This window comes from Roseovarius litorisediminis (assembly GCF_900172295.1).
GTDB lineage: Bacteria > Pseudomonadota > Alphaproteobacteria > Rhodobacterales > Rhodobacteraceae > Roseovarius > Roseovarius litorisediminis.
Map to the genome: position 1 here is coordinate 235458 of NZ_FWFL01000004.1, position 26593 is coordinate 262050.

Below are 26593 nucleotides of genomic sequence, written 5' to 3' on the forward strand. Positions count from 1 at the left end.
GGCTGCGCGCGCGGGCCTGTGCCCTCTTCTCCAAAGAGCGGCCCGCGCGCAACGCCCATTTCCAAACCCTCAGACGATAGCCAGATCGTCTGCCAGACCGGCGGTCGTCAGCAGGCCCTCAAGGGTCAGCGTATCAAGACCGAAATCGAACACGACATTCCCACCCGCAGCCGTTGCAAAGCTACTGACAACCTGAGCCGCCGTCAGGTTGCCTGACCAAAGCGCATTATCAAATTGCAGAATATCGGCTCCGACCTCAAAGTCGGTGATGGTATCCTGACCCAGGCCAACGTTGAAGGCAAATGTGTCCGCACCGGCGCTACCGGTATAGACATCATCACCGCCACCGGCAAAAAACGTATCGTTCCCCGCGCCGCCCGTAACGGTATCTTTGCCGTAAAACCCGGTCTGCGCATTGTCCCAGAAAATATCGTTGCCGTCGCCCATGAAAATCAGATCAAGACCGTTGTCACCGTAAATCGTGTCGTTGCCACCGCCCCCATAGATCACATCGCTCTGGGCGCCGCCACGAATCAGGTCATTGCCCTGGCGGCCAACGATAAGGTCGTTCCCCTGGCCCCCGTGGAATTGGTTATCCCCGTTGCCACCCTGAATGGTATCGTCACCCGCGTTTGCAAAAACGGTATCACTACCAAAATAACCACTTTGGGCGTTGTCAAAGAAAATGTCAGCGCCGGAACCCAGTGAAACAAAATCACGGCCATTGCCGCCGATAACCGTATCGTTGCCTTCGCCACCGTGCAGCCGGTCGCTCTGTTCATTACCAAAGATCTTGTCATCACCCAGACCTCCGAAAATCAGGTCTGCACCGATACCACCGAAGAACTTATCATTCCCGCCGCCGCCCAGAATGGTGTCATTGCCGGCATTGCCGAATACTGAGTCGCTACCGGAAACACCGCTTTCGGCATTATCCTGGAAAAGGTCTGCGCCCCTACCCATGACAACAAGGTCACGGCCATTACCGCCTCTCATCACATCGTTGCCACCATTGCCGATCAACGTGTCGTTACCGTCCTGGCCATTGATGGTTTCAGCCACATCTGTGCCGGTGATTTTGTTGTTCAAGGAATTCCCGTTCACTGTGGCGGCGGCAGCGATATCAAGGATCGTCAGATCGGCCTGCCCAGTCGGCATATTATAGACAACCGGGCCGTTATCCTGCACGCCGTACACTTGCTGAATGCCGCTGATGTCGTCGGCCGTAAGGATGCTGGTGCTGACAGTTGATGTCATGACAGAGTCAATATTGGGATCGTCCTGATGGTCCAGGCCAAGGGCATGACCCAGTTCGTGAACCACCACCGCGGCAAACAGGTCGGGCCTTTTGTTGAAGATGTCTACAGTATCCAGCAGTATATCGCCCGCAAGGGCCGACCCGAAAGACGAGGGGAACCAGGCCCATCCGACTGTGCCGCCCGGGATAGGCCCAAAGAAAATGCGGATATCGGCAACCTTGCCAGTGCCGGCTGCACCGCCGGCATCCTCGACCTGCATGAATTCGATATTGCCCGCAGCCGACCATTGCGCAAGGGCATCGCGAATGACCTGCTCATAATCAAATGTCAGAAAGTTGGCATCGACCGACGTGGTGCTGCCCGCGGCAGAAAAAACTTCAATATTCTCCCCGGCGGCAGCGATACTCCAGGTTATCACACCACCTGCGTCACCCAATTGGGGAGTCCCCCAGTTCAAGTTAGTTATGTTTGCCATATTTCACTCCTCGTCAGTAGATCGTTGTCTACTTTTCTCGCCGTCAAACACGCTGCTTACACATCACAAACTTAATCTCAACCAACACAAGAAATCCTTGCTCTTGCCTGCGGAGTTCCGCTGACCTAGAAGCCAATAGAGGAAAAAAGAGGCGAAAATATGCTTGACCTGACATACGAATGCCCAAATCCCAAGGTGATTGCGGGTGCCAAACATGACTGGGAACTTGTCATAGGGATGGAAGTGCACGCCCAGGTTTCGTCCAGGGCCAAACTGTTTTCCGGTGCCTCGACCAAGTTCGGATCGGCCCCCAACTCGAACGTATCCTTTGTGGATGCGGCCATGCCCGGCATGTTGCCGGTCATCAACGAGTTTTGCGTGGAACAGGCCGTGCGCACCGGTCTTGGGCTGAAGGCAAAGATCAACCTGTGGTCGGCGTTCGATCGCAAGAATTATTTCTACCCCGACCTGCCGCAGGGCTATCAGATTTCCCAGCTCTACAATCCGCTGGTAGGCGAAGGTGAAATTCTTGTGGATATGGAGCCGGGCATTGCCCGCCTTGTCCGTGTGGAGCGCATCCATATGGAACAGGATGCCGGCAAGTCGATCCACGACATGGACCCGAACATGTCGTTTGTCGATCTGAACCGCACCGGTGTCTGTCTGATGGAGATCGTCAGCCGCCCCGATATCCGCGGTCCCGAAGAGGCCGCCGCCTATGTGACCAAACTGCGCCAGATCCTGCGCTACCTGGGCACCTGCGACGGCAATATGCAGAACGGCAGCCTGAGGGCGGATGTGAACGTGTCAATCTGCCGTCCCGGCCAGTATGAAAAATACATGGAGACGCAGGATTTCAGCCATCTGGGCACGCGTTGCGAGATCAAGAACATGAACTCGATGCGGTTCATTCAGGCCGCGATCGAGGTCGAGGCCCGCCGCCAGATCGCGATTGTCGAAGGCGGGGGCGAAGTTACCCAGGAAACCCGCCTCTACGATCCCGACAAGAACGAAACGCGCTCGATGCGGTCCAAGGAAGAAGCGCATGATTACCGCTATTTCCCCGACCCCGATCTGCTGCCGCTGGAGATCGAACAGGCTTGGGTGGATGAGATTGCCGCCAGTCTGCCAGAGCTGCCGGATGAGAAAAAAGCGCGCTTCATGGGGGATTTCGGCCTGTCCGAATATGACGCCAACGTATTGACCGCCGATGTCGCCAACGCCGCCTATTTCGAAGAGGCTGCCCAGGGACGTGACGGCAAGCTGACCGCCAACTGGGTGATCAACGAGCTGTTCGGCCGGTTGAAGAAAGAAGACCACGACATCACCCAGTCGCCGGTCTCACCGGGTCAACTGGGTGGGATCGTTGACCTGATCAGCTCGGACGCCATCAGTGGCAAGATCGCCAAGGACCTTTTTGAGATCGTCTATTCCGAAGGTGGTGATCCGGCAGAGATCGTCGAAACGCGCGGCATGAAACAGGTCACCGATACCGGCGCCATCGAGGCGGCGGTGGATCAGATCATCGCCGACAACCCCGCGCAGGTCGAAAAGGCGCAGGCCAATCCCAAACTGGCAGGCTGGTTCGTAGGTCAGGTGATGAAGGCCACCGGAGGCAAGGCCAATCCCAAGGCGGTAAATCAGATCGTCAGCGCCAAACTGGGGCTATAACTCGCGGGTGTCTTATGCGGCAGGCGATTTCGCCTGTCCGCTGGGCAGGCAAGAAATGCCCTTTGTTGGGAAGATTCACCGAAAGGCCGAATCCATTCCTTGCTTTACCTATGGGTCCCTCTGGCACCGTTTACAGCCAGCGTTCCAGACGCTTGGAATAACCTGTGATATCGCCAATAGCGCCTCTGACCCAGTCCGCGTTATAATAGGTTTCCAGATACCGCTCTCCGCTGTCGCACATCAGCGTGACGATTGATCCTTTCTGGCCGGTTTTCATCATGTTCTCCGCCACATGCAGTGCCCCCCAAAGGTTTGTCCCGGTGGACGCCCCTGCCTTGCGGCCAATCAGTTTTTCCAGCCACAGGATAGTCGCAACACTGGCCGCATCCGGCACTTTCAGCATCTCGTCGATCACACCGGGCTGAAACGACTTTTCAACCTTGGGTCGGCCGATCCCTTCGATCCGGCTTGAACAATCCGCCACCAGCCCCTGATCGTTCTGAACAAAACTGTCATAGAAAACCGAATTTTCGGGATCGACAACCAACAGCCGCGTGTCATACCCGCGATAGCGGATATACCGGCCCAGCGTCGCCGAGGTGCCCCCCGTCCCGGCGCTCATTACAATGGTATGGGGCACCGCAAACGGCTCCTGCTGCATCTGCACAAAAATGCTTTCGGCGATGTTGTTGTTGCCGCGCCAGTCTGTTGCCCGCTCGGCATACATGAACTGATCCACGAAATAACCGCCGGTTTCCTGCGCCAATGCGCTGGCCGCATCATGCATCTGCGGGGCGCTGTCAACAAAGTGGCACTGACCACCATAAAGCGTGATCTTGTCAATTTTGCTTTTCGCGGTCTTGCGCGGCATCACCGCAATGAAAGGCAGGCCCAGCATCTGGGCAAAATAGGCTTCGGATACAGCGGTGCTGCCTGAAGACGCCTCGATCACGGTCGAGTTTTCATCCAGCTTGCCATTGCACAACGCATATAGAAACAGCGACCGGGCCAGCCGGTGTTTCAGACTTCCTGTGGGATGTGTGCTTTCATCTTTCAGGTAGATATCGACGCCCGTTAGCTGCGGGATTGTCAGCTTGAATAAATGGGTATCTGCAGACCTTTGATAATCCGCTTCAATCTTTCTGATTGCTTCAGTGACCCACCGACCCATTTCAATTGCTCCGCCTGATTTCAGCTGCCATAAACCACACCCCATCGCTCAATCAGCTGCTGCTGCAGTTTTTTTGCACGCCTGTTCCAGCCGCGCGCACCGGGCGGGCGTTCGTCCCGTTCGGGATTGATTCCGGCCCGCAGTTTTTCGTTAGCGGCAAAGATCGCAAAGGCCAGTTCAGTACCGTCCGGCGCGGTCATATATCCCGCCAATGAGCTTACGAAATACAGCGTCCCGGTCTTGGCGACCACCTTGACCGGGGGGGCGGATATGGGCCTGCCCTTGCCGTCCTTCATCGGAATATCCTTCAGGATCGGTTTCAGCGCGCCGTTGCGATGCACGCGCGCCAGCGCCGCGGCCATGGCCGCCGGGCTCAGCCGCGAGGCCCCACCCAAACCCGAATGATCCACCAACTGCACGCTATCCATGCCCAATTCCTTGCGCGCCCAGCTGTTCATCTCCCGGGCAGAGGCCCGCAGGGATGTGGCGGGGCGTCCCAGGCGCCGCGAAGTTGCAGCCAATCCCACCATTTCAGCAGTCAGATTGGTTGAATATTTCAGCATTTCCCGCAGGATATCGCGCAGCGGGGCACTTTGATGGGTTACCAGAACGGTACCCCCGGGGGCGCTTTTCATCACTTCAGGCGCGCGCAACACGATGCCTTGGGACCGGGCAAATGTAGCGAAAACCTCGCCGGTATAGAACTCGGGCTTGCGCACCGGCAGCCAGCGCGAGCCGCCCTTGCCCAATGCCGCCCGGGCCACCGTCCAGCTGTCAAAACTTCCGCCGTCCCGGTAGGTATAGATCGGGGCCTTGCGTTCCTTGACAAGCATACGTGCCACCTGCACGTCAGGCCGGTATCTGGCCGAGCGGGCATCCATCATCACATGGTACCCGCTGCCGTTGCGCTTCCATTCGAAATGCACCCGGTTGTAATTCAGGCTTAGCCCCGACACAGATGGGTTATACCCTACATGTGCGGGCTGACCGCTGTTAATCTCATGCACATAAGGCAAGGCCCCGCCATAGACCAGAAACCTGCCTTTGACCGAATGCACACCGGCCTTTTTCAACCGGGCCGCCATATCTGCCAGCGCATCGGTATCCAGCGTCGGATCACCGCCGCCCGCTAGCACAAGATCACCATTCAGCACACCGTTTTTCACAACACCTGTTGCCAACAGACGCGTGCCAAACCGGTACTCCGCCCCCAGCACCGCCAACCCGTAAAGGGCTGTGACCGCTTTGGTCACGCTGGCGGGCGGCTGTCCTTTTCTGGCGTCACGCCCCTCAAGCACAAGGCCGGTTTTCACATCCATCACCGAAAACCCGACCCGCCCGCCCAGCTTGGCATCGGCCACCAGCGCGTCAGCGCCGGGAACGGCACGCGCTTTGCCTGCATCCGGTCGCGCCCGCGGTCGCAATGACACCGCCGGCGGCGTAGCCCACCCCGCACCCGCCAGTCCACTCAGGGCACTGCCCAGAAAAAATCGTCGCGAAAAGCTTTTGGTCATACGTCCAAGTAAACCTCAGGCTGCATCGCCAGGCAATGCGATATCGACCTCATGAAGTCATCACTTTTGCGGCGTCGCATGCCAGTCGCCCTGCGCGCGCAATCTGGTCGAGGATATGGCGATCATCGGCACGTTGACAAAACACCAGGCCGGGGCGCGCAACTGTCCCAACAGCTGGCTTTGGCGGCCCGGCAGGCGGGCATGGGCGTAAATCCGCGCCGCGCGCGAGGTGCGCGCCGGAATACGCTGTCCGGGGCGGGCCAGAATGCCCATTGGTACGCTTTCGATAATCTCTTGCCAGTCCTGCCAGAGATGAAACTGTGCCAGATTGTCAGCCCCCATTAGCCAGACAAAATGCACCTGCGGGCACGCCGACCGCAACGCGCACAGCGTTTCCGCCGTATAGCGCGTTCCCGCCTGTGCCTCGAAATCGCTGATCTCGACCTTGGGGTGCTGCATGATCTTGCGGGCCGCGGCCATACGCATGTCCATCGGCGCAGGCCCCTTTTTTTTCAGCGGATTGCCAGGGCTCACCAACCACCACAGCTTGTCCAGACCAAAGCGCTTGATCGCCTCGCGACTGATATGCACATGCCCGGCATGCGGCGGATCAAACGACCCCCCCAACAGGCCGATCACCTGACCGGGCCGCGTTGCTGGCAAAGAATACTTCATTCTTCCCTTTTGCCAGCCGGGCGGCCGGTGTCCAGCGAATTCAGGGTTTTGACTCCCGCGCACACCGGCAATTGCCTACCGGTCCGGCCTGACAACCCTGAAGTTTTCCTCCAGCTCCAGCTGCCAGAAATTCGCCTCCAGATGGGTCATGCGCCGCTCCGGGCTGCCTGGCGCGGCACTTGTCTTCAACAACGCCACAATGTCCGTCATCACGTCGGGGTTCCGGCTGAAATACGAATGGCTGGTCCGCGTTGCCACCTGGCTGACGTCAATGAAATAGACATTACCGATCTGTCGGAAAATTTCGCGGTCGACCTCACTCAAATCCTCGAATGACAGCCGGCCAAAACGCGTCCCCGACAGCACCGCCTGCGCCGTGCCCAATGCGCCATCTTCGGGGTTCATGTAAACGGTGATGCATTCAAACGCGGGGCCGAACCTTTCGGCGATCAGCCGCTGGCGGACCACGCCAAAATCCAGATCCGGGGCGGCAAGGATAAGATTGTCAATTTTCAGCACATCACGCGGATTTCGCCCCGACGCCCGTGCCTCAATGATCATTTCGCGCAGGGCGGTGGTGGCCACATCGGTGCCCCTGCTATGGGCAATCAGATGCAGGCTGTCCAGCCCCTCGACCTCGGCCAGCAGACGCAGGGTTTCTTTCAGGTGAAAGACCGAAAATTCACCACTTTCGCGATCCCTGAAATAGCCCAGCAGGCCGGGATTGTCCGCAGGCCAGGTATAGGCAATCGGCATCGCCATCCGATCGGACGCATGCCAGATGTTGCTCAGCGTCGCCACCGCATCGTTGAAATCATTTCTGAAACCATGAACGAAAACCACAATCTCGCTCTGCCCCGTTCGCTTCAACTCCTGCGCCACCCGCGCTTTGAATTCATCGGCGGCAGCCCCATAGACCGCCCGTGCCCCCTTATCCGGCACAACCACCCCGCGGCGTTGCGAAAACGGCAGGGGCGTCTGAGGAAACCGCAGCTGTTCGTCCACACGTACCACGTTGATCGGGATCCGGCGGCTGGTACCGGCCACGGCCCCGTCCGATCCGAACCGGACAATCGCCTCGCCAAACGCCATCGACTGACTGCGCCGATGCCCATAGGCCAGGCCCTTGCGCCCCTCGGTCTGCGCGCCCCTGTCGGTCACGAAAAACACTTTCGCCGTGCTGCCACTCACATCTGCACCGCCGGGGCCCAGACCGGTCACCAACTGCGGCTTGCGTTCGCATGCCGCCAGCAAAAGAACCAGCAGCAACGCAACTGCCAGCCAGCGCAGCCATTGCAGCAGCACGTATTCCAAATTGGTGGGCGGCCCGTTGGTCTGGTTTCGCATGATCGGCCATCTATATCCAAAAGAATGTCCCGCACTATCACCCAGCCGATCTGACCGGACAACGTATTTCCACGTCGCGGTGTTCAGGTCTTTGTGAGCGCGCCAACCCTGCCGTTTTCCACCCCATCCGATTGCACCCGCCGTCCTGACAGGCTAAGCCTCGGCCAAACCATTTACTGACCGGAGCGTTCACCATGGCAGCCTATCAATACGTCTATCACATGCAGGGTGTGTCCAAGACCTACCCGGGCGGCAAAAAGTGCTTTGAGAACATCAACCTTTCCTTTCTGCCCGGCGTGAAAATCGGTGTCGTTGGCGTCAACGGCTCGGGTAAGTCCACCCTGATGAAGATCATGGCCGGAATTGATACCGATTTCACCGGCGAGGCCTGGGCCGCCGAGGGCGCGCGCGTGGGGTATCTACCGCAGGAACCGCAACTGGACGAGACGCTCAACGTGCGTGAAAACGTGATGCTGGGTGTGGCCGCGAAAAAGGCCAAGCTGGATCGTTTCAACGAATTGGCGATGAACTATTCCGATGAAACCGCCGATGAAATGGCCGCCCTGCAAGATCAGATCGACGCCGAAAACCTGTGGGATCTCGATGCCCAGATCGACGTATCAATGGAGGCCCTGCGCTGCCCCCCCGACGACGCCGAAGTGTCCAGCCTGTCGGGCGGGGAACGCCGCCGCGTGGCGCTGTGCAAACTGCTGCTCGAAGTGCCCGATATGCTGCTTCTGGACGAACCGACCAACCACCTTGATGCTGAGACCATCGCCTGGCTGCAGCAGCATCTTATTGACTACAAGGGCACCATCCTGATCGTCACCCACGATCGGTATTTTCTGGATGACATTACCGGCTGGATCCTCGAACTGGACCGTGGCCGCGGCATCCCCTACGAGGGCAACTATTCCGCCTGGCTGGAACAAAAGGCCAAACGCCTGTCACAAGAGGCGCGCGAGGACAAGTCCAAGCAGAAAACCCTTGAACGCGAACTGGAATGGATGCGTCAGGGCGCCAAGGCCCGGCAGGCCAAATCCAAGGCCCGGATCAAATCCTATAACGAGATGGCCAATCAGTCCGAGCGTGAAAAGCTGGCCAATGCCCAGATCGTCATCCCCAACGGCCCGCGCCTTGGCGACAAGGTAATCGAGGTCAATGGTCTCAAGAAACATATGGGCGACAAGCTTTTGATCGAAGACCTGTCATTCTCGCTGCCCCCCGGCGGTATTGTCGGCGTAATCGGCCCCAACGGCGCGGGTAAATCGACGCTGTTCAAGATGCTGACCGGGCAGGAAAAACCCGATGCCGGTACAATTGAATACGGCGACACGGTGCAGCTGTCTTATGTCGATCAGTCCCGCGATGACCTGAACCCCAATGAAAACGTCTGGGAGGCCATCGCCGACGGTCAGGACATCATCAAACTGGGCGACGCCGAGGTCAACGCCCGCGCCTATTGCTCGGCCTTCAACTTCAAGGGCGGCGACCAGCAGAAAAAGGTCTCGCTTCTGTCGGGCGGCGAACGCAACCGCGTCCACATGGCCCGCCTGCTGCGCTCGGGCGGCAACGTGCTGCTTTTGGATGAGCCGACCAACGATCTTGACGTCGAAACCCTGCGTGCACTGGAAGATGCTTTGGTCAATTTCGCCGGCTGCGCCGTGGTGATCAGCCACGACCGTTTCTTCCTCGACCGCATCTGCACCCACATGCTGGCGTTCGAGGGCAACGCCCACGTGGAATGGTTCGAAGGCGGCTTTACGGATTACGAAGAAGACAAAAAACGCCGTCTGGGGGCTGACGCGCTGGAGCCGAAGCGATTGAAGCACAAGAAGTTTGCGAGGTAGATGTATTGACGATTTCTTGGCGAGCCCCTATATGTTGTGGTGACGAAGGAGGCCTTAAACGGTCGTGCGTCGGGTGAGCACCCCTGAAAAGGCTAACTGCAAACCCCGTCCCGAAATCGTAAGCGCTTAGCGGTGCTATGTCGGTCCTTAGCCTGGACTGGCTAAGGCGGCCCGGCAGAACTCACGGCGGTGCCGTGAATACTCTGAGCGGATAGTCGTCGAAAGGTAGCTCCAAGTGTACATAGGAGCACGCCGAACCGCCGTTATAAGGGCGGGATATAAATACTGAGCGAACTTTAACGCTCATCCGGATGAGCATCGCTAGAGGCTAACGCCATGCGGTTTTCATTCAAGATAGAGGGGCGAGTATCTTATCGCGACATTGTTGCGACTTTGATGCTCTTGCTGACCATCATCGGATTATTCCTTTGAAATCGGGCGGTCTTCGGGCCGCCCCTCTTTCTATGCCGACCATAGGGTGCGTAATTTCGCGCACCACTTCCGCCCATTCAACATGTGGTGCGCCACAAATACGCACCCTACACCTCAGCAACTACCTCGCCTTTCATCTCGCCGGTCAGGCGCACCATGTCCTCGGTGTGCACCTTGGCCCGTACCGGCTCAGTCGCCGCGCGTGGGGATGTCAGCCCCCCTTACACAGCCACCAATGTGCCGCAGGGTAGGTCCAGATTGGACACGCGTCGCGAAAGCCCGCTTATCACAAAGTCAGGCACCGGCGGCACGGGTGCCGTGGCCCGGCGGATTTTGTCGTCCTGAAGCATCGGGCGGGATGGGGCGGGCCGCTGGGCGGGTTGTGCGGGTTTGCTCAACGGGCGCAGGTCCGGCAAAGTTTCTTTCAGCAGATCTTCATACTCTTGCTGCGGCTTTGGATCTTCGGCGCAGGCTGCGTTCCTTCTTTTCGGCCACATGGCTTTCTCCCCGTGGTTGACAGTCACGTGAAGATACATGGCATTGGGTGGGGCGCGTTTTTGCGGGGAAATCCGTCCATCTGACAGCAAATATCCGCCTGAAAATCTTAAAATCATTGATTTTAAACTATTTTTTAAAATCTTGCCGCTGCCATACATTGCGCCACAGGGGGTCTTCAGGGCCCTACTTATGGATGACAATAAGTCAAAATCCCCGCAATTGACCACAAAATGTCAACAATTGCTCTTGCCCGGCCGGTGCCGGAACGACTAGGATTCGCTACCGGCGCCATTATTCTCGGAAAAAAGTCTTGGAGATTTGCAGCAAAAGCAAAGGGTTTTCCCGGCCTCAAAGGACATCCGACACGCGTCACCTGCCCAGAAATTACCCAAATTACCGCGAGCCACGGCCACAGTTAGGTGCAAGCTATGAAACGTCACATCCTTTAAAGTGGCGACAATCGGGAAGGTGAAAGATGTCAGCAGTCCTTTTTATATTCAGCGGCTTTCTGGGTTTCGCGGTTGCACTGGTACAGCTTGCTTTTTTTAACGCCACACTGTGGCAGGGCAGCGTGACCTACCTCAATGTCACTCTTGCGGCACTTCTTGCGTTCGGCATCCTTACGTTGATGCGGCAGCGTTTTCCTGCAAGTTTCGCGGCCTGAAAGCGCGCGGCCTTTCCAGAAACCACCTTCTGCGGATCAACCTGATCCCGAAACGCTTCAGACCTCTGCCACCACTTCGCCGTTCATCTCACCGGTCAGGCGCACCATGTCTTCGGTATGCACCTTTGCCCGCACCGCTTCAATCGCGGCCTCAGCGGTGTCGCGAGTGACCTGATCGGGCCATTCGGTGATTGCCGCACTGGTGCGGTCGCTGGTGCGCACCACGGTGACACGGTTGGCGCCCAGTTCCTTTAGCGCGGGCAGGCGTTTTTCACGAATGTTGCGCATGCTGACGTCATAATCGGTTCCGTCGGCAATTTCCCAAGTGGTAATCGTGACATAAGACATCGTCCCCTCCCTTTCAGAAATTCGCCTGCCCAGTATACAGGATTTGCGCCGTTTTTGGTAAAAAAACCCCGATTTAGCATGGCCCGGAAAAACCCGGATTTTACAATCTGCTCACATCCGTTCACGACACAAGGACCGCCTCTGGCACCAGGCCTGTCCACTCTCCATCTCTTGAAAAGACCAAAACACAGGAGAGTCACCATGGCCGTTCAAAAAGACCACGCCAAACGCCAGACGCACAACAGGCTGGAATGGTACCGGCAACCGTTGCCCTATCGATTCACCGATTGGGCCGCCATTTGACCGCAGTTGTGCTATACGACACCGCATGAGGAAATTACTCCGCCTTTTCAAATGGCTGACCAACAGCGTTGACCCCAGCCCCGGCTTCAAGGTCGGGCAATGCGGCGCTGTCTTTCTGGAACGGATCAGACCTGTTTCCGACGACCATGGCACGCGCTAGAATGCGCTTCACCAGGTTTTGATTTTCCGCGGAATTCGTGGCAAACTATATGAAGCCGTGTAGTAACCAAATGCGTATCAAAGGGACCGTCGACATGATTCACCGCCGTAAACTTCTGGCCACCGGCCTTGCCGCTGCCGCTCTGCCCGGCCTTGCAAACGCGTTTGAGCTGGAACCGAAATTCACGCCGCAACCGGTGCGCATCAGCAGCGAATATCAGCCCGGCCAGTTGCTGATCCTGCCCCGCGCGCATTTCCTGTATTTTATCACCGAACCAGGCAAAGCACTGCGTTATGGCGTGGGCGTCGGCAAGGCCGGGCTTGAATTCACCGGCACCGCCACGATTGCCGTCAAGAAAGAATGGCCCACCTGGCGCCCGACCAACGAGATGATCGAACGCGAGCCCCAGACCTATGCCAAGTTCAAGGACAACGACTATGTTCAGCCCGGTGGCCCGGGTAACCCATTGGGATCGCGTGCGCTGTATCTCTTCCAGAACGGGCGCGATACCTTCTTCCGCATCCACGGCACCACCGCCCCGAATTCCATCGGGCGCTCGGTCTCGAACGGGTGTATCCGCATGCTGAACCAGCATGTTCAGGATCTGTATCAGCGCGTTCCGATCGGCACGGTCGTCACTGTTCTCTAACCATCCTGGCGATATTTTCGCCCAAATATTTCGCCCGCATCAGCCAATTCTGGCCGAATGCGGCGCGTTCTGGCTGTAATTATTCTATCAAAGCACGAATTGTGGTACCCTTTGGGCGTGCCTGCACGCGAACGTCACAAGTCGCATTTTCTACGAGTGGCGGCAGGCAGATTTTAAACAACTCAATTTTTGGAGGAACAAGTTATGCCTGACGGTGATCTTATCTCAACAAATAAAATTCCCTGCTGCCCCGAAGTGATGACCAAGCCCTGCTGCGAAAGCCTGCGGATTTCCTACCGGCTGACCAACCGTCAAAATGATGTGCCAGTGGAAATCACCATCGTGGCCGAGCTTGAACGCTGTCCGGGGCCGCTGTCCCTGGGTGACGTTGTCTATTCCACCACGCTGCTGCCCGGCGAAAAGGTCCGGCTTTATACGTCGAACCGCAACAGCCGGTTCACCTATGACCGCGAAAGCGAGGTCAGCTACCGGCACGAGCAGACGTCCGAGGAAACATACTACATGCGTTCGATGGATCGGTACCTCTCGGATCTGACGGTCACCGATCAGGGCTCGGCGGCATCGTCGTCGCATTCCGACTTCGAAACCGATGTCGATGGCTCTTATGCGTCAATCGGATTTGCAGGCGGCGGCAGCGTCAATGTCGAAGGCGACTTCAACTCGCGCAGTTCATCATCCTTTATGCGCCAGCTGTCCAGCCACGCGCGGGCGTCGCATGATCGCTCGGTTCAGGCCACACGTGCCGCCAATGCCACGCAGATCGGCGAAGTACAAAGCCGCAGCCATGCCGAGGGCGAAAGCGAAAGCGCCTACGAGGCCTCGACCCGGGTGATCGAAAACAAGAACGAGTGCCACGCGGTCACCTATTTCGCGTATCAGCTTGTCAAACAGCAAACCCTCCGGTTCCGGATCGTTTCGGTGTTGCGCCGGGTTGTCGACGCCGCAGCCAGCAGTATTGCCGAGGCACGCCCGGTGCGGCCTGCCACCGGCATCAAGGTGCTGCCAAACGGGGTTCTGGCCACCCAGACCGCCCGCCTGGACGTGCAGACCACGGGGCGTACCTCAGCGGCGGCACAACGGGCGAATATCCTGTCAAACGTAGGCAGCGTTGGCCTGACCGGAGGTGGCTTCAACACCAATCTCCTGGCCACGGCAACGCCCCTTCGTCTGGCAGCCACGGCCAAGCCCTTGCCGCCCGACGTTCATGACAAGGTTCTCAAGAAAGTCGACGACGATCTGGTCAAGGAAGGTATCCTTGCGCAGGCCGGTTCAGACAAGGTAGGGACCAGGCTGGCCGCCGAGCTTGAATTTGTGCGCACCTATTGCCTGCCCACGCAGGGAGTTCTGGTGAAAGGCTGCCTTGATTCCTGCAACGTCTGCGAGGATAGCCGGCAAAAGTCGATCGAGCTGGATCTGGTGCGCAAGGCGCTTGAAAACAAGCTTTTGGAAAAACAGATCGCATTGCTTGAGAAACGTCAGGAATATCGCTGCTGCCCGGTTGGCGAAGCTGAAACTGAAACCGAAGACGACAACTGATGCGGTCATTGGGCGTAGGCAAAAACCACTCTGCTTATGCCAGAAGCATATAAAAGGGTCACCCGGGGCTTCTGCACCGGGTGCCCATCAAATATCCGCCTATTCGGCTGCGACAAATTAATTTTTCTTGATTTGCGGGCACATCATGCGCATATCAATGCTCGCGACGTTACCACTATCGACCATCTGCTCCTATCCAACGGCTCAGTCACTCGATCTTGCACTGACTAGCCGGGCTGCCGCACCCCGCGGGCAGCAAGAGAAAAGGAGACTACGGGATGGCTACTGGCACCGTAAAATGGTTCAACTCAACAAAAGGTTACGGCTTCATCGCACCCGATGGCGGCGGAAAAGACGTGTTTGTACACATCTCTGCCGTTGAACGTGCCGGTCTTACCGGTCTGGCAGACGACCAGAAAGTAACCTTCGACATCGAAGCAGGCCGTGACGGCCGCGAAAGCGCGTCGAATATCGCCCTGGCGTAAGCCACAAACAAAAGATTTCGGAACGGGGCCCCAGGATGGGGCCCTTTTTCAATCTGGGGCCTGTTGGGAAACCCTGATCAGATCAATCACCCTCGGCCCCAACGCCGCGACAATCTTTTTTACGCCCTCGGCATTGGGGTGAATTCCATCAGATTGGAAATAGGCCTGGCTTTCCGCCAGCGTAGCATCGCCCAAACCGTCAAAGAAATTGTCATAGTGCAGCGTCTGATAGGCTTCCGACAAATCGGGGTATATCGCGTCAAAAGCCTGCTGGTAGTCAGGGCCAAAATTGCCCGGTGCCGGCATGCCAACCAGCAGCACACTTACACCCTTGTCCTTGGCGACACTCAAAATCTTATCCAGATTTTCCCGGCTTACCCCGGGGTCAATCCCGCGCAGAACATCATTGCCCCCCAATGTCACGATCATCGCGTCCACCTCGGGCGTCAGACTCCAGTCCACCCTTGCGGCACCGCCTGCGGTGGTGTCGCCAGACACGCCACCATTGATCAGACGGGCCTCAACCCCCTGACCCGTCAGCCATTTTTCAAGCTGTGGGACAAAGCCCTGATCCTCGGGCAGACCATAGCCCTGGGTCAGGCTGTCGCCCAGCGCCAGAACAGTCACCGGTTCGGCCCAGACGGGACTGGCCAGCAAAAGAAAAGCCGCCACCGCCTTGCCCCTGAGCGCCAATACCCCATATGTCAGAAAATTCTTTGCAATCAGGCGTAAACGCATGACCTCTCCGATTCTATCTTTGCACGATGCCACGCTGTCGCTTCAGGGCAATGCCGGGCTTGTGCAGATACTCCATGGGATTACGCTGGATGTCCACCGCGGTGAAACATGCGGGCTGGTTGGGCCGTCCGGGTCTGGTAAATCCTCGCTGCTGATGCTGATGGGCGGGCTGGAGCAGGCCACATCCGGGCAGGTGATCGCCCTGAACCACGATCTGACCGCAATGAACGAGGATCAGCTGGCCCGCTTGCGCCGTGATCATTTCGGCGTTGTGTTTCAGTCGTTTCATCTGATCCCGACCATGACCGCGCTTGAAAATGTCGCCACCCCGCTGGAACTGGCAGGTCACGCCGATGCCCATGCCCGAGCGACTCAGGAACTGGACGCCGTCGGCCTTTCGGCACGCGCCGATCACTACCCCTCGCAGCTTTCGGGCGGCGAACAACAGCGCGTCGCGCTGGCCCGCGCCGCCGCACCCCGGCCTGGCATCATTCTGGCAGATGAACCCACCGGCAACCTTGATACCACCACAGGTGCCTCGATCATTGAATTGCTTTTCGGCCTGCGCGACCGCCACAATTCAACCCTTGTGCTGGTCACCCATGATCCCGAGCTGGCCGACCGCTGCGACCGCGTGATCACCCTGCGCGATGGCCGGATCGAGAAGACCGCATGACCTTGCGCATTGCCGCCAGATTTGCCCGGCGAGAGTTGCGTGGCGGCCTGCATGGCTTTCGTATCTTTTTGGCCTGCGTGATCCTTGGTGTTGCCGCCATCGCCGCCGTGGGCACAATTCGCGAAAGCATAGGTGCCGGGCTTGTGGCCGAGGGCGCGTCGCTGTTGGGCGGCGATGCCGAAATCCGGCTGACCTATCGTTTTGCCACCGCGCCCGAGCGCGCCTGGATGGATAAGGTTGCCCTGCAAACCTCGGAAGTCGTTGATTTTCGCTCGATGGCCGTCACACCATCGGATGAGCGCGGCCTGACCCAGATCAAGGCCGTCGATGACGCCTATCCGCTGATCGGCAAGGTCACCCTTACCCCCGACATGCCGCTTGAAACGGCGCTGCAGGGCGCGGCTGGCCTGCCTGGCGCGGTGATGCACCCGTTGCTGATTGACCGGCTGGGCCTTGCCCCCGGTGACACTTTCCGCCTTGGCACGCAGGATTTCCGCCTGATGGCCGCCCTGACCGACGAGCCTGACAATGCCATCGACGGGTTTGGCCTTGGCCCGCGCACGATTGTCGCCACTACGGCACTTGAAAACTCGGGCCTTCTGTCACCCGGCTCGCTCTACAAAACCAAATACCGGCTTGACCTGCCGCCCGGCACCGATCTGGCGCAGACCCAGCTGGCGCTGCAGGAAGAATTTGAAAACAACGGCATGCGTTGGCGCGATGCCCGCAATGGCGCCCCCGGCGTGGCGGATTTCGTCAACCGTCTGGGCGCCTTTCTGGTGCTCGTTGGGCTTAGTGGCCTTGCCGTGGGCGGCGTGGGCATATCGGCCGCCCTGCGCGCTTATCTGGCGGGCAAGACCGAAGTGATCGCCACCCTGCGCACGCTGGGCGCCGATCAGAGAACCATCTTCCAGACCTATTTCATGCAGGTCGGTGTGCTGGCGCTGGCGGGTCTTGTCGCGGGCATCGCGCTTGGTACCGGTATCCCCGTGCTTCTGGCCCCGTTGCTGGAATCACGCCTGCCGGTCCCCGCCATCTTCCGCCCCTATCCCGGCCCGATGCTTGAGGCGGCGCTTTACGCCAGCCTGACCATTCTGATCTTCACCCTGTGGCCGCTGGCCCGCGCGCAAGAAGTCCGTGCCGCCACCCTGTTTCGCGATGCCACGGCCCGCGCGCGCGCCCTGCCCCGACTTCCATTCCTGTTGGTCACCGCCGGGCTGATCGCCCTGCTGCTGGCCTCGGCCAGCTGGCTCTCGGGTGATCTGCGCCTGACGCTTTGGACAGCGGGCGGCATTGCCGGGGCGCTGGCCCTGCTGGCGCTTGCCGCTCTGCTGGTCCGCCTTGCCGCTCATCGCCTGCGCCCCCGCTTGCGCCGCAAACCCGCGCTTAGCTGGGCGCTTGGCGCCATCGGTGGGCCGGGCACGACCGCAGGCCCGGTCATGCTGTCGCTGGGGCTGGGCCTGTCGGTACTGGCCGCTGTGGGCCAGATTGATGGCAACCTGCGCAGCGCCATTGATCGTGACCTGCCCGGTAAGGCGCCCGCATTTTTCTTTGTGGACCTGCAAAAGGATCAGATGCCGGGCTTTCTGGACAGGCTGGAAAACGATCCCGCCGTTTCGCGCACCGACCGCGCCCCGATGATGCGTGGCATCCTGACCCGTATCAATGGCGTGCCTGCGTCCGAAATCGCCCCCGACCACTGGGTTATCAAGGGGGATCGCGGCATCTCTTACGCTGATGCGCTACCCGATCGCACCCGCATTACCGAAGGCGCTTGGTGGGGCAAGGGGTACACCGGTTCGCCGCAAGTCAGTTTTGCCGCAGAAGAAGCCGCCGAGATTGGGCTGAAGATCGGCGACAGAATTACCGTCAACATCCTTGGCCGTGACATCACCGCCGATCTGACCAGCCTTCGCGCGGTTGATTTTTCAACTGCCGGCATGGGTTTTGTCATGGTGATGAATGCGGCTGCCCTTGAAGGCGCGCCGCATACTTTCATCGCGACCGTCTATGCCGAACCACAGGCCGAAGGCGCCATTCTTCGCGATATCTCGAATATGTATCCCAATGTCACCGCCATCCGGGTGCGCGACGCGCTTGACCGTGTCTCGGATCTGTTGGCGGGGCTTGCTTCAGCTACGGCATGGGGCGCTTCGGTGACCCTGCTTACCGGCTTTATGGTTCTCATTGGCGCGGCCGCCGCAGATCAGTCGGCCCGCACCTACGAGGCGGCGATCCTCAAAACCCTTGGCGCTACCCGCGGCCGCATCCTGACCAGTCTTGCCATGCGCGCCGCCATCCTAGGGCTTGCGGCAGGTGCCGTGGCACTTGGCGCCGGTATTCTGGGGGGCTGGGCCGTCAGCCATTTCATCATGGAAACCTCATTCGAGGTGATCTGGCCCTCGGCCCTGCTGATCATTCTTGGCGGACTTGTGGTCACGCTGCTGGCGGGGATGGCTTTTGCCTGGGGGCCGCTCACGGCCCGCCCGGGCCAAATCCTGCGCGCGCGCGAATAGACGGGTTTTTCGGCACTCAACAGGTAGCAGGTTATCCCCGAAACACGCTATTGGTTTGGGATGACCGATTCCCTTCCCATCTCGCTTACCTCACCGCTGACGCCCGCACAGCAGGCCACGCTGATCAACCTTGTCCGCCGAACCGCCCGGGCCGAGATCATGCCGCGCTTTCGCAATCTGGGCCACGCCGATATCTCGTCCAAATCCGGCCCTCATGATCTGGTGACCGAGGCCGACACTGCCGCCGAGGCGATGCTGTCGCGCGGCATCCAGCAGGCGTTTCCCCATGCTTTGGTTGTGGGCGAAGAGGCCGTTGCCGCCAATCCCACCCTGCGCGAAAAGATCGCCGAGGCCGAGCTTTCCTTTATCCTTGATCCGGTGGATGGCACCTGGAATTTCGCCCACGGCCTGCCGTTGTTTGGCGTGATCGTCGCGGTCGCGCGCTTTGGCAGACCGGTCCTTGGGCTGCTGTATGATCCGGTTATGGATGACTGGGTCATCGCGGCCGAAGGCCAGCCCACGCATCTGTCGCGCAGCCTTGGCGCCGACCGTCCGCTCCGTGTCTCGCGCGGGGGCGCCTTGTCGGACATGTCGGGCTATCTGCACCTTTATCTTGCACCAAAGGATAAACAGGCTGAACTGGCCGCCTGTCTTCCAGAATTCGCCCGCACCTATATGCTGCGCTGTTCGTGCCACGAATACCGGATGCTGGCGCAGGGCGGCATGGATTTCTGCCTGTCGGGCGTGCCCAACCCGTGGGATCACGCAGCCGGCGTTCTGGCCTGCCAGCAGGCAGGCGGCGTGGCGGCAATGCTGGACGGGCGCGACTATAACGCCGGCATCACCCAAGGCTATGTTCTGGCCGCCCCCAATCAGGAAAGCTGGAACCGCCTGCGTGACCGATTTGCGTTCCTGCTGGATTGAAACCCAGGCCCGGTTGACGCCTTGGATTGCGATGATGAACCGCCTGCCCCCTGCGGATTAGGCCCGAATTGGAAACAGGTCGTTCATTAACTTAAGGCAAACCAGACTTCACGAAACCGTGATTTCAGGTAGTATGCGTACAACCCAAGAGGTCGAAATAAATGGGCACAAGGCGCAAACAGCCAGAAAATCAGGATCCGTCAAACCTGCCGGACGACGACAGGGATGCCGCGATCGACCGTCTTTATGACGTGGCGCTTGATCCCACCCGGTACGAGGCACTTCTGGATTTGTGGGAAAACGCCGTCAGCCCGCTGCGCGCACAGGCTGATTTCAAGGCCCCGCGCCTGCTGGATGATCCGTTGATCGCCAGCCATTTCCGCCGCGCCAGTGCCTTTCTGGACCGAGTTGATACTGTCGGGCTGACCGACGAGGTCCACGAAATCCTGGCCCCCTTTGAACGGGTCGCCGCCTTTATCCTTGATGGCGATCTCAAGGTACGCGCCGCCAATGATGCCGCCCAGACCCGGCTGGCGCTGAACCGTAGCGCACAGCTTTCTGACCTGCCGATCAACGCCGATGATATCGATGCGGTCAGCCGCACGGTGCACACGCTCATATCCCAAAGCAGCAAAAGCACCGCCGTGCTGCGCGTCCGTTCACGTGAACGCGGCAATTTTGTCGTGTTGCGCCTGCAACGCTGCACCATCGCCGATGGCACCCCGCTGGTTCTGGCCTCCTCGAACGAGGTGGGCTGGCCCGAGGGGTTTCGCGATATCCTGCGCAGTGCCTTTGACCTGACCAGCGCCGAGACTGATGTGGTTCACGCGCTGGTCGAATGCTGCTCGGTCGCCGAGATCGCCACGCAGCGGGGCCGTTCGGTGGATACCATCCGCGCGCAGATCCGCTCGATCCTGTCCAAGACCGAAACCCATTCGCAGGTCGAACTGGTCCGCCTTGCCCTATCGGTCATGGACATGGCCAACCTCGCGATCGAGTCCGCCCCCGGCCCCCGCGTCGTCAGCCGCGGTTATGCCACGCTGGAAGAACGCCGATACCGCTCGGTCGTTACACCAGACGGGCGGCGGCTGGATTACCTTCTTCTGGGCGATCCCGACGGCGCCCCGGTGCTGTTCATGCCGCTGGATTATGGCCTTGTCCGCTGGCCCGCCTCGGCCGAGGCCGACGCGCAGCGCCGCGGCCTGCGGATTATCGTGCCGGTGCGTGCAGGCTATGGCCTGTCCGATCCGCTGCCAAAGCACGAAAACTACGATGCGGCGCTGATCCGCGATGTCATTCAGGTGCTCGATACTGCAGGCGTTGAAAAATGCCCGATCCTGACCATGGGCAGCGATACGTTTTACGGCTTCCAGCTGCCGCTGGCGCATCCCGACAGGTTCACCGCGCTGATCGCCTGTGCCGGCGTCCTGCCAATGACGCGCCGGGAACAGTTTGAGCGGATGGAGAAATGGCACCGCTTTATTCTGGCGGGTGCCAAATTCACCCCCCACCTTCTGCCTTTCATGGTCAAGGCCGGTTTTGTGCTGGCGCGCAAGATCGGCAAGCGCGGCTTTATTCATGCGGTCTATGGCAACTGCCCCGCCGATGTTGCCACCTTTGAAGACCCCGAAGTGTTCGAGGCCATGGTCACCGGTTCGGAAACCGCGCTGTCGGATAGCCATTCGGCCCATGACGCGTTTTCGCGCATGCTGCTGGGGCGTCAGCGCGATGACTGGACCGCCGATGTCAATGCGCTGCGCGGCCGCCTGCCGGTGACCTTCATCAACGGCACACAAGACCCGCAGGTGCCCCTTGGCACGCTGCACGAATTCCAGCAGGATCACGACTGGATCAATTACCAGGTTTATGAAGATTCAGGACAGCTGGTTTTCTTCCGTCACTGGCGTTCAGTGCTGGATGCGGTCGGCAAGTTTCTACAAGAATAAATTGTATTTTACCCTATCTGGGGTATGACAGCCTGTCGCAGTTCACATAAAGTTGATCGTACCAATGGCCTGGGGGATCATAGCTGATCGAAAACGAAAATGTTTTCTTGGCAAACAACCAGACCGCTATTTTCAATTAGGCCCGCCACCTCGGGTCGCATCTTATAAAAAGTCACTTTTTTATCACGAAACCAGGGCGGTCTCGACAGAGACCGCCCTTTTTATTCATTCTAAAGCGTTTCCCAGAAAACCTGAATCATGGGTTTAGGGCGAAACGCTTTAGGGTATCCGCAAAAGTTTTCCAAACGATCAAAGCGGAAACCTTGCTATTGATGTTTAAACGATCGCGAAATCGTCAAGGCTATAAGACGCGGTAAGGTCAATCGCCGTCGCAAGTTCGGCACCAACCGTGTCGTCCACCGAATAACCAAGATCTTTGAGGGCATCCAAAGACATTTGCGACAGGAAATTACCGCTGGTGTTGAACACAGTCGTCATCAGTTCATCGCCATAGGCCTCTTCCTGCCAGTGGCCCAGAGAACCTTCCGTCTCAACCAGCGGGGTCGTGCCGCTCTCGTCAAGCGCACCACCGGTATATGTTATGATCGTATCACCGTCGTTCGGATTGCGCGTCGTCAGATCCGGGACAAAAACCGGATCTGACAGGTAGTCCCGCACGCCGGGTACTTCCCACAGGGTACCCATTCCCATGACGTGCAGAATTTCATGCAGGGCCAGATCATCCAACGTCCCCTGCGAAAGAAGAAAATCCACGTCGTTAGTATCGACGAAAATTTCACCTGAAACCGGCAAGCCATCAGGGGTTGCATCGTCCGACGACCTTACTGCGGTGGGACGCCCTTGCCCAATCGTGCCCCCGATGGTGTCAATGTCGATCAGAGACACGTCAATCACCAGGTCGTCAATCGCACCGTCGTCGGCAAGCCCGGCAGTGATAAGGTTGGAAAGGTAATCAGCGGCGGCGGCAAAGGCGTTCATCGCATCCAGGGTCCAGGCGTCGCCCAGAAAGTTCAGTTCCAGATTGAAACCGTCAGACGCGCCATCCGGCGCGCCGCTGGTGTAGGTACCTGTCGACGTCCCTGTGTCGCCATTTCCGCCATTGGGTGGCCCCGAAGGTCTGCCCCCTTGATCGCCACGTGCATATGCCCAGTCGAAATTTCCACGTGCATATGCCCAGTCGAAGTTAAACGTATCATCATCAAGTTCGTAGCGGTTGTTATTACGTGTCATCAAAGAATTCCTTTCGAAAACAATGGCGGCCAAAGTATTAACGAACAACCAGTGTTAATTAGTTTGTCAGAAATATGGCCGATTTCGGGCGCGCTTGCGTCAGTATTTCCAAAACGGCCTACGGAAACGGACTCTGGACGCGATTGTTTCTTAAAAGCGCATGATACCCAGTTTTTTTGTCCTGGGCGCTGTTGGGAATGTGACACAATCTGGTGCGCACCGCAGACCCGCTGCATGGATATTCAGGGGACGCTCAGCAGGCTCAGAAATTGTTGTTGTTACCCCACAAGGCATGCCCGCCAACGGCAAATCGCGGGCCTTCCACGGCTTCGGCCCCGTTTCATCGGTGGCAACCACCTGCCGTCCCGCGGGGCGGTGCGGACGCAGTACATTTCCCCCGCGTGCCAACACTCAGACCAACAGGCGTAGCATGGCGTTTTCGAGCGGCGGCGGATATTTCGTACGAAACGTACGTGGGTTTCTGAAACAGGTCGTCGGAGCGTACGAAATCCACGTACAATCCGTACGTTTCGTACAATTGTCACAATGCCGACCGGCCGCGCGAAACTCCCCGCGCGGCCGGTCAAATTTGCTTCAGCTTATTCTGCCGCCTCGGCGTAATCTTCCATCGGCGGACAGGTGCAAACCAGATGGCGGTCGCCGTAAACATTGTCCACCCGATTAACCGGGGGCCAGTATTTGTCCACCCGGAACGATCCCGGAGGGAAACAACCCTGCTCGCGGCTATACGGCCGCTCCCATTCGCCCACAAGGTCATTCACCGTGTGAGGCGCGTGCTTCAACGGGTTGTTTTCAGGGTCAATTCTGCCTTCCTCGATATCGCGGATTTCCTCGCGGATCGCCAGCATCGCATCACAGAACCGGTCCAGCTCGGCCTTGGTTTCGCTTTCGGTCGGCTCGACCATCAGCGTGCCCGCCACCGGCCAGCTCATGGTCGGGGCGTGGAAACCGCAATCGATCAGCCGCTTGGCAATGTCATCCACGGTGACGTGGGCGCTGTCGGCATAGGGGCGTGTGTCAATGATGCATTCATGCGCCACCCGTCCCTGTTTACCGCGGTACAGCACCTTATAAGCCCCCTCCAACCGTTTCGCGATGTAGTTGGCGTTCAGGATCGCCACACGTGTCGCCTGCGTCAGACCTTCGCCCCCCATCATCAGGATATAAGCCCATGAAATCGGTAGGATAGAAGGCGAGCCGAAGGGCGCCGCACTGACCGGACCCTGCTCTCCACCCGTCGACGGATGCCCCGGAAGATGCGGGATCAGATGCTCTTTGACACCAATCGGCCCCATGCCGGGGCCGCCGCCGCCATGCGGAATGCAGAAGGTCTTGTGCAGGTTCAGGTGGCTGACATCCCCGCCCAGATCGCCGGGGCGCGAAAGACCAACCATGGCATTCATGTTCGCCCCGTCAATATAAACCTGCCCACCATGATCATGCACCAGCTTGCAGACATCCTTGACCGTTTCCTCAAATACGCCATGAGTGCTGGGATAGGTGATCATGCAGCCGGCCAGATTGTCCGAGTGCTCTTCCACTTTCGCGCGGAAATCCTCGACATCAATGTCGCCGTTTTCCTTTGACTGAATGGGCACGACCTTCCAGCCGACCATCTGGGCGCTGGCAGGGTTGGTGCCATGCGCACTCATCGGAATGAGGCAGATGTTGCGATGCCCCTCCCCGTTCGCACGGTGATAGGCGGCAATTGTCAAAAGCCCTGCATATTCGCCCTGCGCGCCCGAGTTTGGTTGCATGGACAAACCGTCATACCCCGTGATGGTGCATAATTTGGCACTCAGGTCATCAATCAGTTCCTTGTACCCTTCCGCCTGATTGGCCGGCACAAAGGGGTGCAGCCTTGAAAATTCACGCCAGCTGACCGGCATCATTTCGGCGGCGGCATTCAGTTTCATCGTACAACTGCCCAGCGGGATCATTGCCCGGTCGAGCGCCAGATCACGGTCCGCAAGGCGACGCATGTAACGCATCATCTCGGTCTCGGCCCGGTTCATGTGGAAAATCGGGTGGGTCAGATAGTCGGTCTTGCGATGCATTTCCGGCGGAATACGATATTCTGGTTTGAAATCATCGTCCTTGTGAAAAATGCCAAAGGCGCGCCAGACTGACTCGATATTTTCGGGCCTTGTGCATTCATCCAGCGAAATGCCAACGCGCGTTTCACCGACCTTTCGCAGGTTTATCTTTTCGTCCACGGCCGACTTCATCACTGCCGCCTGCAACGGGCCGACGTCCACAGTGATTGTGTCAAAAAACACCTTTGGATCTACCTTGAAGCCAGCCTTTTCCAACCCCCTGGCCAGACGCACTGTTTTGCGATGAATACGTTGCGCAATTGCCTTCAGGCCTTTTGGCCCATGAAAAACTGCGTACATAGATGCCATGACCGCCAAAAGCGCCTGCGCAGTACAAACGTTCGACATCGCCTTTTCACGGCGAATATGCTGTTCACGCGTCTGCAACGAAAGGCGATAGGCACGGTGGCCGTTGGCATCAATGCTGACGCCGATAATCCGCCCGGGCATTGAGCGTTTATGCGCGTCTTTTGTGGCCATATAGGCCGCGTGCGGTCCACCATAGCCCAGAGGTACACCAAACCGCTGCGTGCTGCCCACGGCAATATCCGCGCCCATCTGGCCCGGCTCTTTCAGCAGGGTCAGCGCCAGCGGATCGGCCGAGACGATACCGATGGCCTTATGCTCGTGCAGCTTGGCAATGTGATCGGTAAAATCACGCACATGGCCATAGGTGCCCGGATACTGGAAGATTGCGCCGAATACTTTTTCAGGGTCCATCTTGTCGGGGTTGCCGACGATCACCTCTATCCCCAGCGGGGCGGCACGGGTTTTGATCACCGCAATGTTCTGCGGATGGCAGTCACGATCAACAAAAAATGCCATGGCCTTGGATTTCGACACCCGCTGCGCCATGGTCATCGCTTCGGCACAGGCGGTTGCCTCGTCCAGCAGCGACGCGTTAGCAATTTCCAGCCCGGTCAGATCGCTGATCATGGTTTGATAATTCAACAGCGCCTCAAGCCGCCCCTGACTGATTTCAGGCTGATAAGGCGTATAGGCCGTGTACCAGGCCGGATTCTCCAGAATGTTGCGCTGAATCGCAGGCGGCGTGACGGTACCGTGATAACCCTGCCCGATCAATGAAGTCAGAACCTTGTTCTTACCCGCAGTCAGTCGCATGTGGTGCAACAATTCGCGCTCGGACATCGGACGCCCGAAATCCAGCGGCTCATCCTGACGGATGGCCTTGGGCACGGTCTGGTCAATCAATTCGTCCAGACTGGCCACCTCAAGGGTTTCCAGCATTTGACCCATCTCTTCCGGCGAGGGGCCAATATGGCGGCGGTTGGCAAAGTCATAAGGCAAATAGTCGGTCGGTTCGAAAGGCATCCCAAACTCCATCTAAACGGGGCAGGCTCGGGGTG

Annotated in this window: 21 protein-coding genes; 10 read left to right on the forward strand and 11 right to left on the reverse strand. The window is 58.5% G+C overall.

Annotated elements, in window-relative coordinates:
- Nucleotides 1-69: 69 nt before the first annotated feature.
- Nucleotides 70-1734, reverse strand: coding sequence for a matrixin family metalloprotease (locus PEL8287_RS09620; RefSeq protein WP_085892163.1), 1665 nt, complete (start codon nucleotides 1732-1734; stop codon nucleotides 70-72).
- Nucleotides 1735-1893: 159 nt separating this feature from the next.
- Between PEL8287_RS09620 and gatB the strand changes: the two genes are divergently transcribed.
- Complete coding sequence (gene gatB / locus PEL8287_RS09625; RefSeq protein WP_085892164.1) at nucleotides 1894-3405, forward strand: Asp-tRNA(Asn)/Glu-tRNA(Gln) amidotransferase subunit GatB; 1512 nt, start codon at nucleotides 1894-1896, stop codon at nucleotides 3403-3405.
- 130 nt (nucleotides 3406-3535) lie between these two features.
- Here gatB and PEL8287_RS09630 read toward each other — a convergent pair whose 3' ends face one another.
- From PEL8287_RS09630 to PEL8287_RS09645, 4 genes are all read right to left on the reverse strand, one after another.
- Nucleotides 3536-4576, reverse strand: coding sequence for a PLP-dependent cysteine synthase family protein (locus PEL8287_RS09630; protein ID WP_085892331.1), 1041 nt, complete (start codon nucleotides 4574-4576; stop codon nucleotides 3536-3538).
- Nucleotides 4577-4596: 20 nt separating this feature from the next.
- Entirely contained in the window at nucleotides 4597-6090 is a 1494-nt protein-coding gene (dacB, locus tag PEL8287_RS09635) for a D-alanyl-D-alanine carboxypeptidase/D-alanyl-D-alanine endopeptidase (protein WP_085892165.1), read from the reverse strand.
- Between the two features lie 60 nt (nucleotides 6091-6150).
- Complete coding sequence (locus tag PEL8287_RS09640) at nucleotides 6151-6765, reverse strand: nicotinate-nucleotide adenylyltransferase (RefSeq protein WP_085892166.1); 615 nt, start codon at nucleotides 6763-6765, stop codon at nucleotides 6151-6153.
- Between the two features lie 75 nt (nucleotides 6766-6840).
- Nucleotides 6841-8112, reverse strand: coding sequence for an alpha/beta hydrolase (locus PEL8287_RS09645; protein WP_085892167.1), 1272 nt, complete (start codon nucleotides 8110-8112; stop codon nucleotides 6841-6843).
- A 194-nt stretch (nucleotides 8113-8306) separates the two neighbouring features.
- Between PEL8287_RS09645 and ettA the strand changes: the two genes are divergently transcribed.
- The gene (ettA, locus tag PEL8287_RS09650; protein ID WP_085892168.1) at nucleotides 8307-9962 is read left to right on the forward strand and encodes an energy-dependent translational throttle protein EttA; all 1656 of its coding nucleotides are present in this window, start codon (nucleotides 8307-8309) and stop codon (nucleotides 9960-9962) included.
- A 653-nt stretch (nucleotides 9963-10615) separates the two neighbouring features.
- Here ettA and PEL8287_RS19770 read toward each other — a convergent pair.
- Nucleotides 10616-10891, reverse strand: coding sequence for a hypothetical protein (locus tag PEL8287_RS19770; protein WP_139837759.1), 276 nt, complete (start codon nucleotides 10889-10891; stop codon nucleotides 10616-10618).
- A gap of 476 nt (nucleotides 10892-11367) precedes the next feature.
- On the opposite strand from PEL8287_RS19770, the gene PEL8287_RS09660 reads away from it, so the two are divergent.
- The gene (locus PEL8287_RS09660) at nucleotides 11368-11556 is read left to right on the forward strand and encodes a hypothetical protein (RefSeq protein WP_085892170.1); all 189 of its coding nucleotides are present in this window, start codon (nucleotides 11368-11370) and stop codon (nucleotides 11554-11556) included.
- 57 nt (nucleotides 11557-11613) lie between these two features.
- Here the strand turns inward: PEL8287_RS09660 and PEL8287_RS09665 are convergent, their stop codons facing one another.
- Together PEL8287_RS09665 and PEL8287_RS20005 are read right to left on the reverse strand one after the other, a co-directional pair.
- On the reverse strand, nucleotides 11614-11904 hold the full coding sequence (locus tag PEL8287_RS09665; protein ID WP_085892171.1) for a hypothetical protein: 291 nt from the start codon (nucleotides 11902-11904) through the stop codon (nucleotides 11614-11616).
- A 337-nt stretch (nucleotides 11905-12241) separates the two neighbouring features.
- On the reverse strand, nucleotides 12242-12379 hold the full coding sequence (locus PEL8287_RS20005; protein WP_176228607.1) for a hypothetical protein: 138 nt from the start codon (nucleotides 12377-12379) through the stop codon (nucleotides 12242-12244).
- 82 nt (nucleotides 12380-12461) lie between these two features.
- On the opposite strand from PEL8287_RS20005, the gene PEL8287_RS09670 reads away from it, so the two are divergent.
- From PEL8287_RS09670 to PEL8287_RS09680, 3 genes are all read left to right on the forward strand, one after another.
- The gene (locus PEL8287_RS09670; protein ID WP_085892332.1) at nucleotides 12462-13016 is read left to right on the forward strand and encodes a L,D-transpeptidase; all 555 of its coding nucleotides are present in this window, start codon (nucleotides 12462-12464) and stop codon (nucleotides 13014-13016) included.
- 204 nt (nucleotides 13017-13220) lie between these two features.
- Nucleotides 13221-14573 (forward strand): hypothetical protein, encoded by a 1353-nt coding sequence (locus PEL8287_RS09675; RefSeq protein ID WP_085892172.1) that lies wholly within the window; start codon nucleotides 13221-13223, stop codon nucleotides 14571-14573.
- 278 nt (nucleotides 14574-14851) lie between these two features.
- Complete coding sequence (locus PEL8287_RS09680) at nucleotides 14852-15058, forward strand: cold-shock protein (RefSeq protein ID WP_085892173.1); 207 nt, start codon at nucleotides 14852-14854, stop codon at nucleotides 15056-15058.
- A 48-nt stretch (nucleotides 15059-15106) separates the two neighbouring features.
- On the opposite strand, the gene PEL8287_RS09685 is transcribed toward PEL8287_RS09680, so the two are convergent.
- Nucleotides 15107-15796, reverse strand: coding sequence for an arylesterase (locus tag PEL8287_RS09685; RefSeq protein ID WP_085892174.1), 690 nt, complete (start codon nucleotides 15794-15796; stop codon nucleotides 15107-15109).
- On the opposite strand from PEL8287_RS09685, the gene PEL8287_RS09690 reads away from it, so the two are divergent.
- From PEL8287_RS09690 to PEL8287_RS09705, 4 genes are all read left to right on the forward strand, one after another.
- Nucleotides 15795-16472 (forward strand): ABC transporter ATP-binding protein, encoded by a 678-nt coding sequence (locus PEL8287_RS09690; protein ID WP_085892175.1) that lies wholly within the window; start codon nucleotides 15795-15797, stop codon nucleotides 16470-16472. The genes PEL8287_RS09685 and PEL8287_RS09690 overlap by 2 nt on opposite strands.
- Entirely contained in the window at nucleotides 16469-18988 is a 2520-nt protein-coding gene (locus PEL8287_RS09695; RefSeq protein WP_085892176.1) for an ABC transporter permease, read from the forward strand. The genes PEL8287_RS09690 and PEL8287_RS09695 overlap by 4 nt, the downstream gene beginning before the upstream one ends.
- Nucleotides 18989-19048: 60 nt before the next feature.
- The gene (locus PEL8287_RS09700) at nucleotides 19049-19912 is read left to right on the forward strand and encodes an inositol monophosphatase family protein (RefSeq protein ID WP_085892177.1); all 864 of its coding nucleotides are present in this window, start codon (nucleotides 19049-19051) and stop codon (nucleotides 19910-19912) included.
- Nucleotides 19913-20073: 161 nt separating this feature from the next.
- Complete coding sequence (locus PEL8287_RS09705; protein ID WP_085892178.1) at nucleotides 20074-21858, forward strand: bifunctional helix-turn-helix transcriptional regulator/alpha/beta hydrolase; 1785 nt, start codon at nucleotides 20074-20076, stop codon at nucleotides 21856-21858.
- A 336-nt stretch (nucleotides 21859-22194) separates the two neighbouring features.
- Here the strand turns inward: PEL8287_RS09705 and PEL8287_RS09710 are convergent, their stop codons facing one another.
- Entirely contained in the window at nucleotides 22195-23109 is a 915-nt protein-coding gene (locus PEL8287_RS09710; protein WP_139837760.1) for a M8 family metallopeptidase, read from the reverse strand.
- Between the two features lie 599 nt (nucleotides 23110-23708).
- Nucleotides 23709-26558, reverse strand: coding sequence for an aminomethyl-transferring glycine dehydrogenase (gene gcvP / locus PEL8287_RS09715; protein WP_085892333.1), 2850 nt, complete (start codon nucleotides 26556-26558; stop codon nucleotides 23709-23711).
- Nucleotides 26559-26593 lie beyond the last annotated feature (35 nt).

Bases quoted from the DNA above. Each gene is read 5' to 3' on its own strand.
- PEL8287_RS09630 (WP_085892331.1), bottom strand. From the start codon at position 4,576: ATGGGTCGGTGGGTCACTGAAGCAATCAGAAAGATTGAAGCGGATTAT.
- PEL8287_RS09660 (WP_085892170.1), top strand. From the start codon at position 11,368: ATGTCAGCAGTCCTTTTTATATTCAGCGGCTTTCTGGGTTTCGCGGTT.
- ettA (WP_085892168.1), top strand. From the start codon at position 8,307: ATGGCAGCCTATCAATACGTCTATCACATGCAGGGTGTGTCCAAGACC.
- dacB (WP_085892165.1), bottom strand. From the start codon at position 6,090: ATGACCAAAAGCTTTTCGCGACGATTTTTTCTGGGCAGTGCCCTGAGT.
- PEL8287_RS09700 (WP_085892177.1), top strand. From the start codon at position 19,049: ATGACCGATTCCCTTCCCATCTCGCTTACCTCACCGCTGACGCCCGCA.
- PEL8287_RS09705 (WP_085892178.1), top strand. From the start codon at position 20,074: ATGGGCACAAGGCGCAAACAGCCAGAAAATCAGGATCCGTCAAACCTG.
- PEL8287_RS19770 (WP_139837759.1), bottom strand. From the start codon at position 10,891: ATGTGGCCGAAAAGAAGGAACGCAGCCTGCGCCGAAGATCCAAAGCCG.
- gatB (WP_085892164.1), top strand. From the start codon at position 1,894: ATGCTTGACCTGACATACGAATGCCCAAATCCCAAGGTGATTGCGGGT.
- PEL8287_RS09645 (WP_085892167.1), bottom strand. From the start codon at position 8,112: ATGCGAAACCAGACCAACGGGCCGCCCACCAATTTGGAATACGTGCTG.
- PEL8287_RS09695 (WP_085892176.1), top strand. From the start codon at position 16,469: ATGACCTTGCGCATTGCCGCCAGATTTGCCCGGCGAGAGTTGCGTGGC.
- PEL8287_RS09685 (WP_085892174.1), bottom strand. From the start codon at position 15,796: ATGCGTTTACGCCTGATTGCAAAGAATTTTCTGACATATGGGGTATTG.
- PEL8287_RS09640 (WP_085892166.1), bottom strand. From the start codon at position 6,765: ATGAAGTATTCTTTGCCAGCAACGCGGCCCGGTCAGGTGATCGGCCTG.
- gcvP (WP_085892333.1), bottom strand. From the start codon at position 26,558: ATGCCTTTCGAACCGACCGACTATTTGCCTTATGACTTTGCCAACCGC.
- PEL8287_RS09670 (WP_085892332.1), top strand. From the start codon at position 12,462: ATGATTCACCGCCGTAAACTTCTGGCCACCGGCCTTGCCGCTGCCGCT.
- PEL8287_RS09675 (WP_085892172.1), top strand. From the start codon at position 13,221: ATGCCTGACGGTGATCTTATCTCAACAAATAAAATTCCCTGCTGCCCC.
- PEL8287_RS09620 (WP_085892163.1), bottom strand. From the start codon at position 1,734: ATGGCAAACATAACTAACTTGAACTGGGGGACTCCCCAATTGGGTGAC.
- PEL8287_RS09665 (WP_085892171.1), bottom strand. From the start codon at position 11,904: ATGTCTTATGTCACGATTACCACTTGGGAAATTGCCGACGGAACCGAT.
- PEL8287_RS09680 (WP_085892173.1), top strand. From the start codon at position 14,852: ATGGCTACTGGCACCGTAAAATGGTTCAACTCAACAAAAGGTTACGGC.
- PEL8287_RS09710 (WP_139837760.1), bottom strand. From the start codon at position 23,109: ATGACACGTAATAACAACCGCTACGAACTTGATGATGATACGTTTAAC.
- PEL8287_RS09690 (WP_085892175.1), top strand. From the start codon at position 15,795: ATGACCTCTCCGATTCTATCTTTGCACGATGCCACGCTGTCGCTTCAG.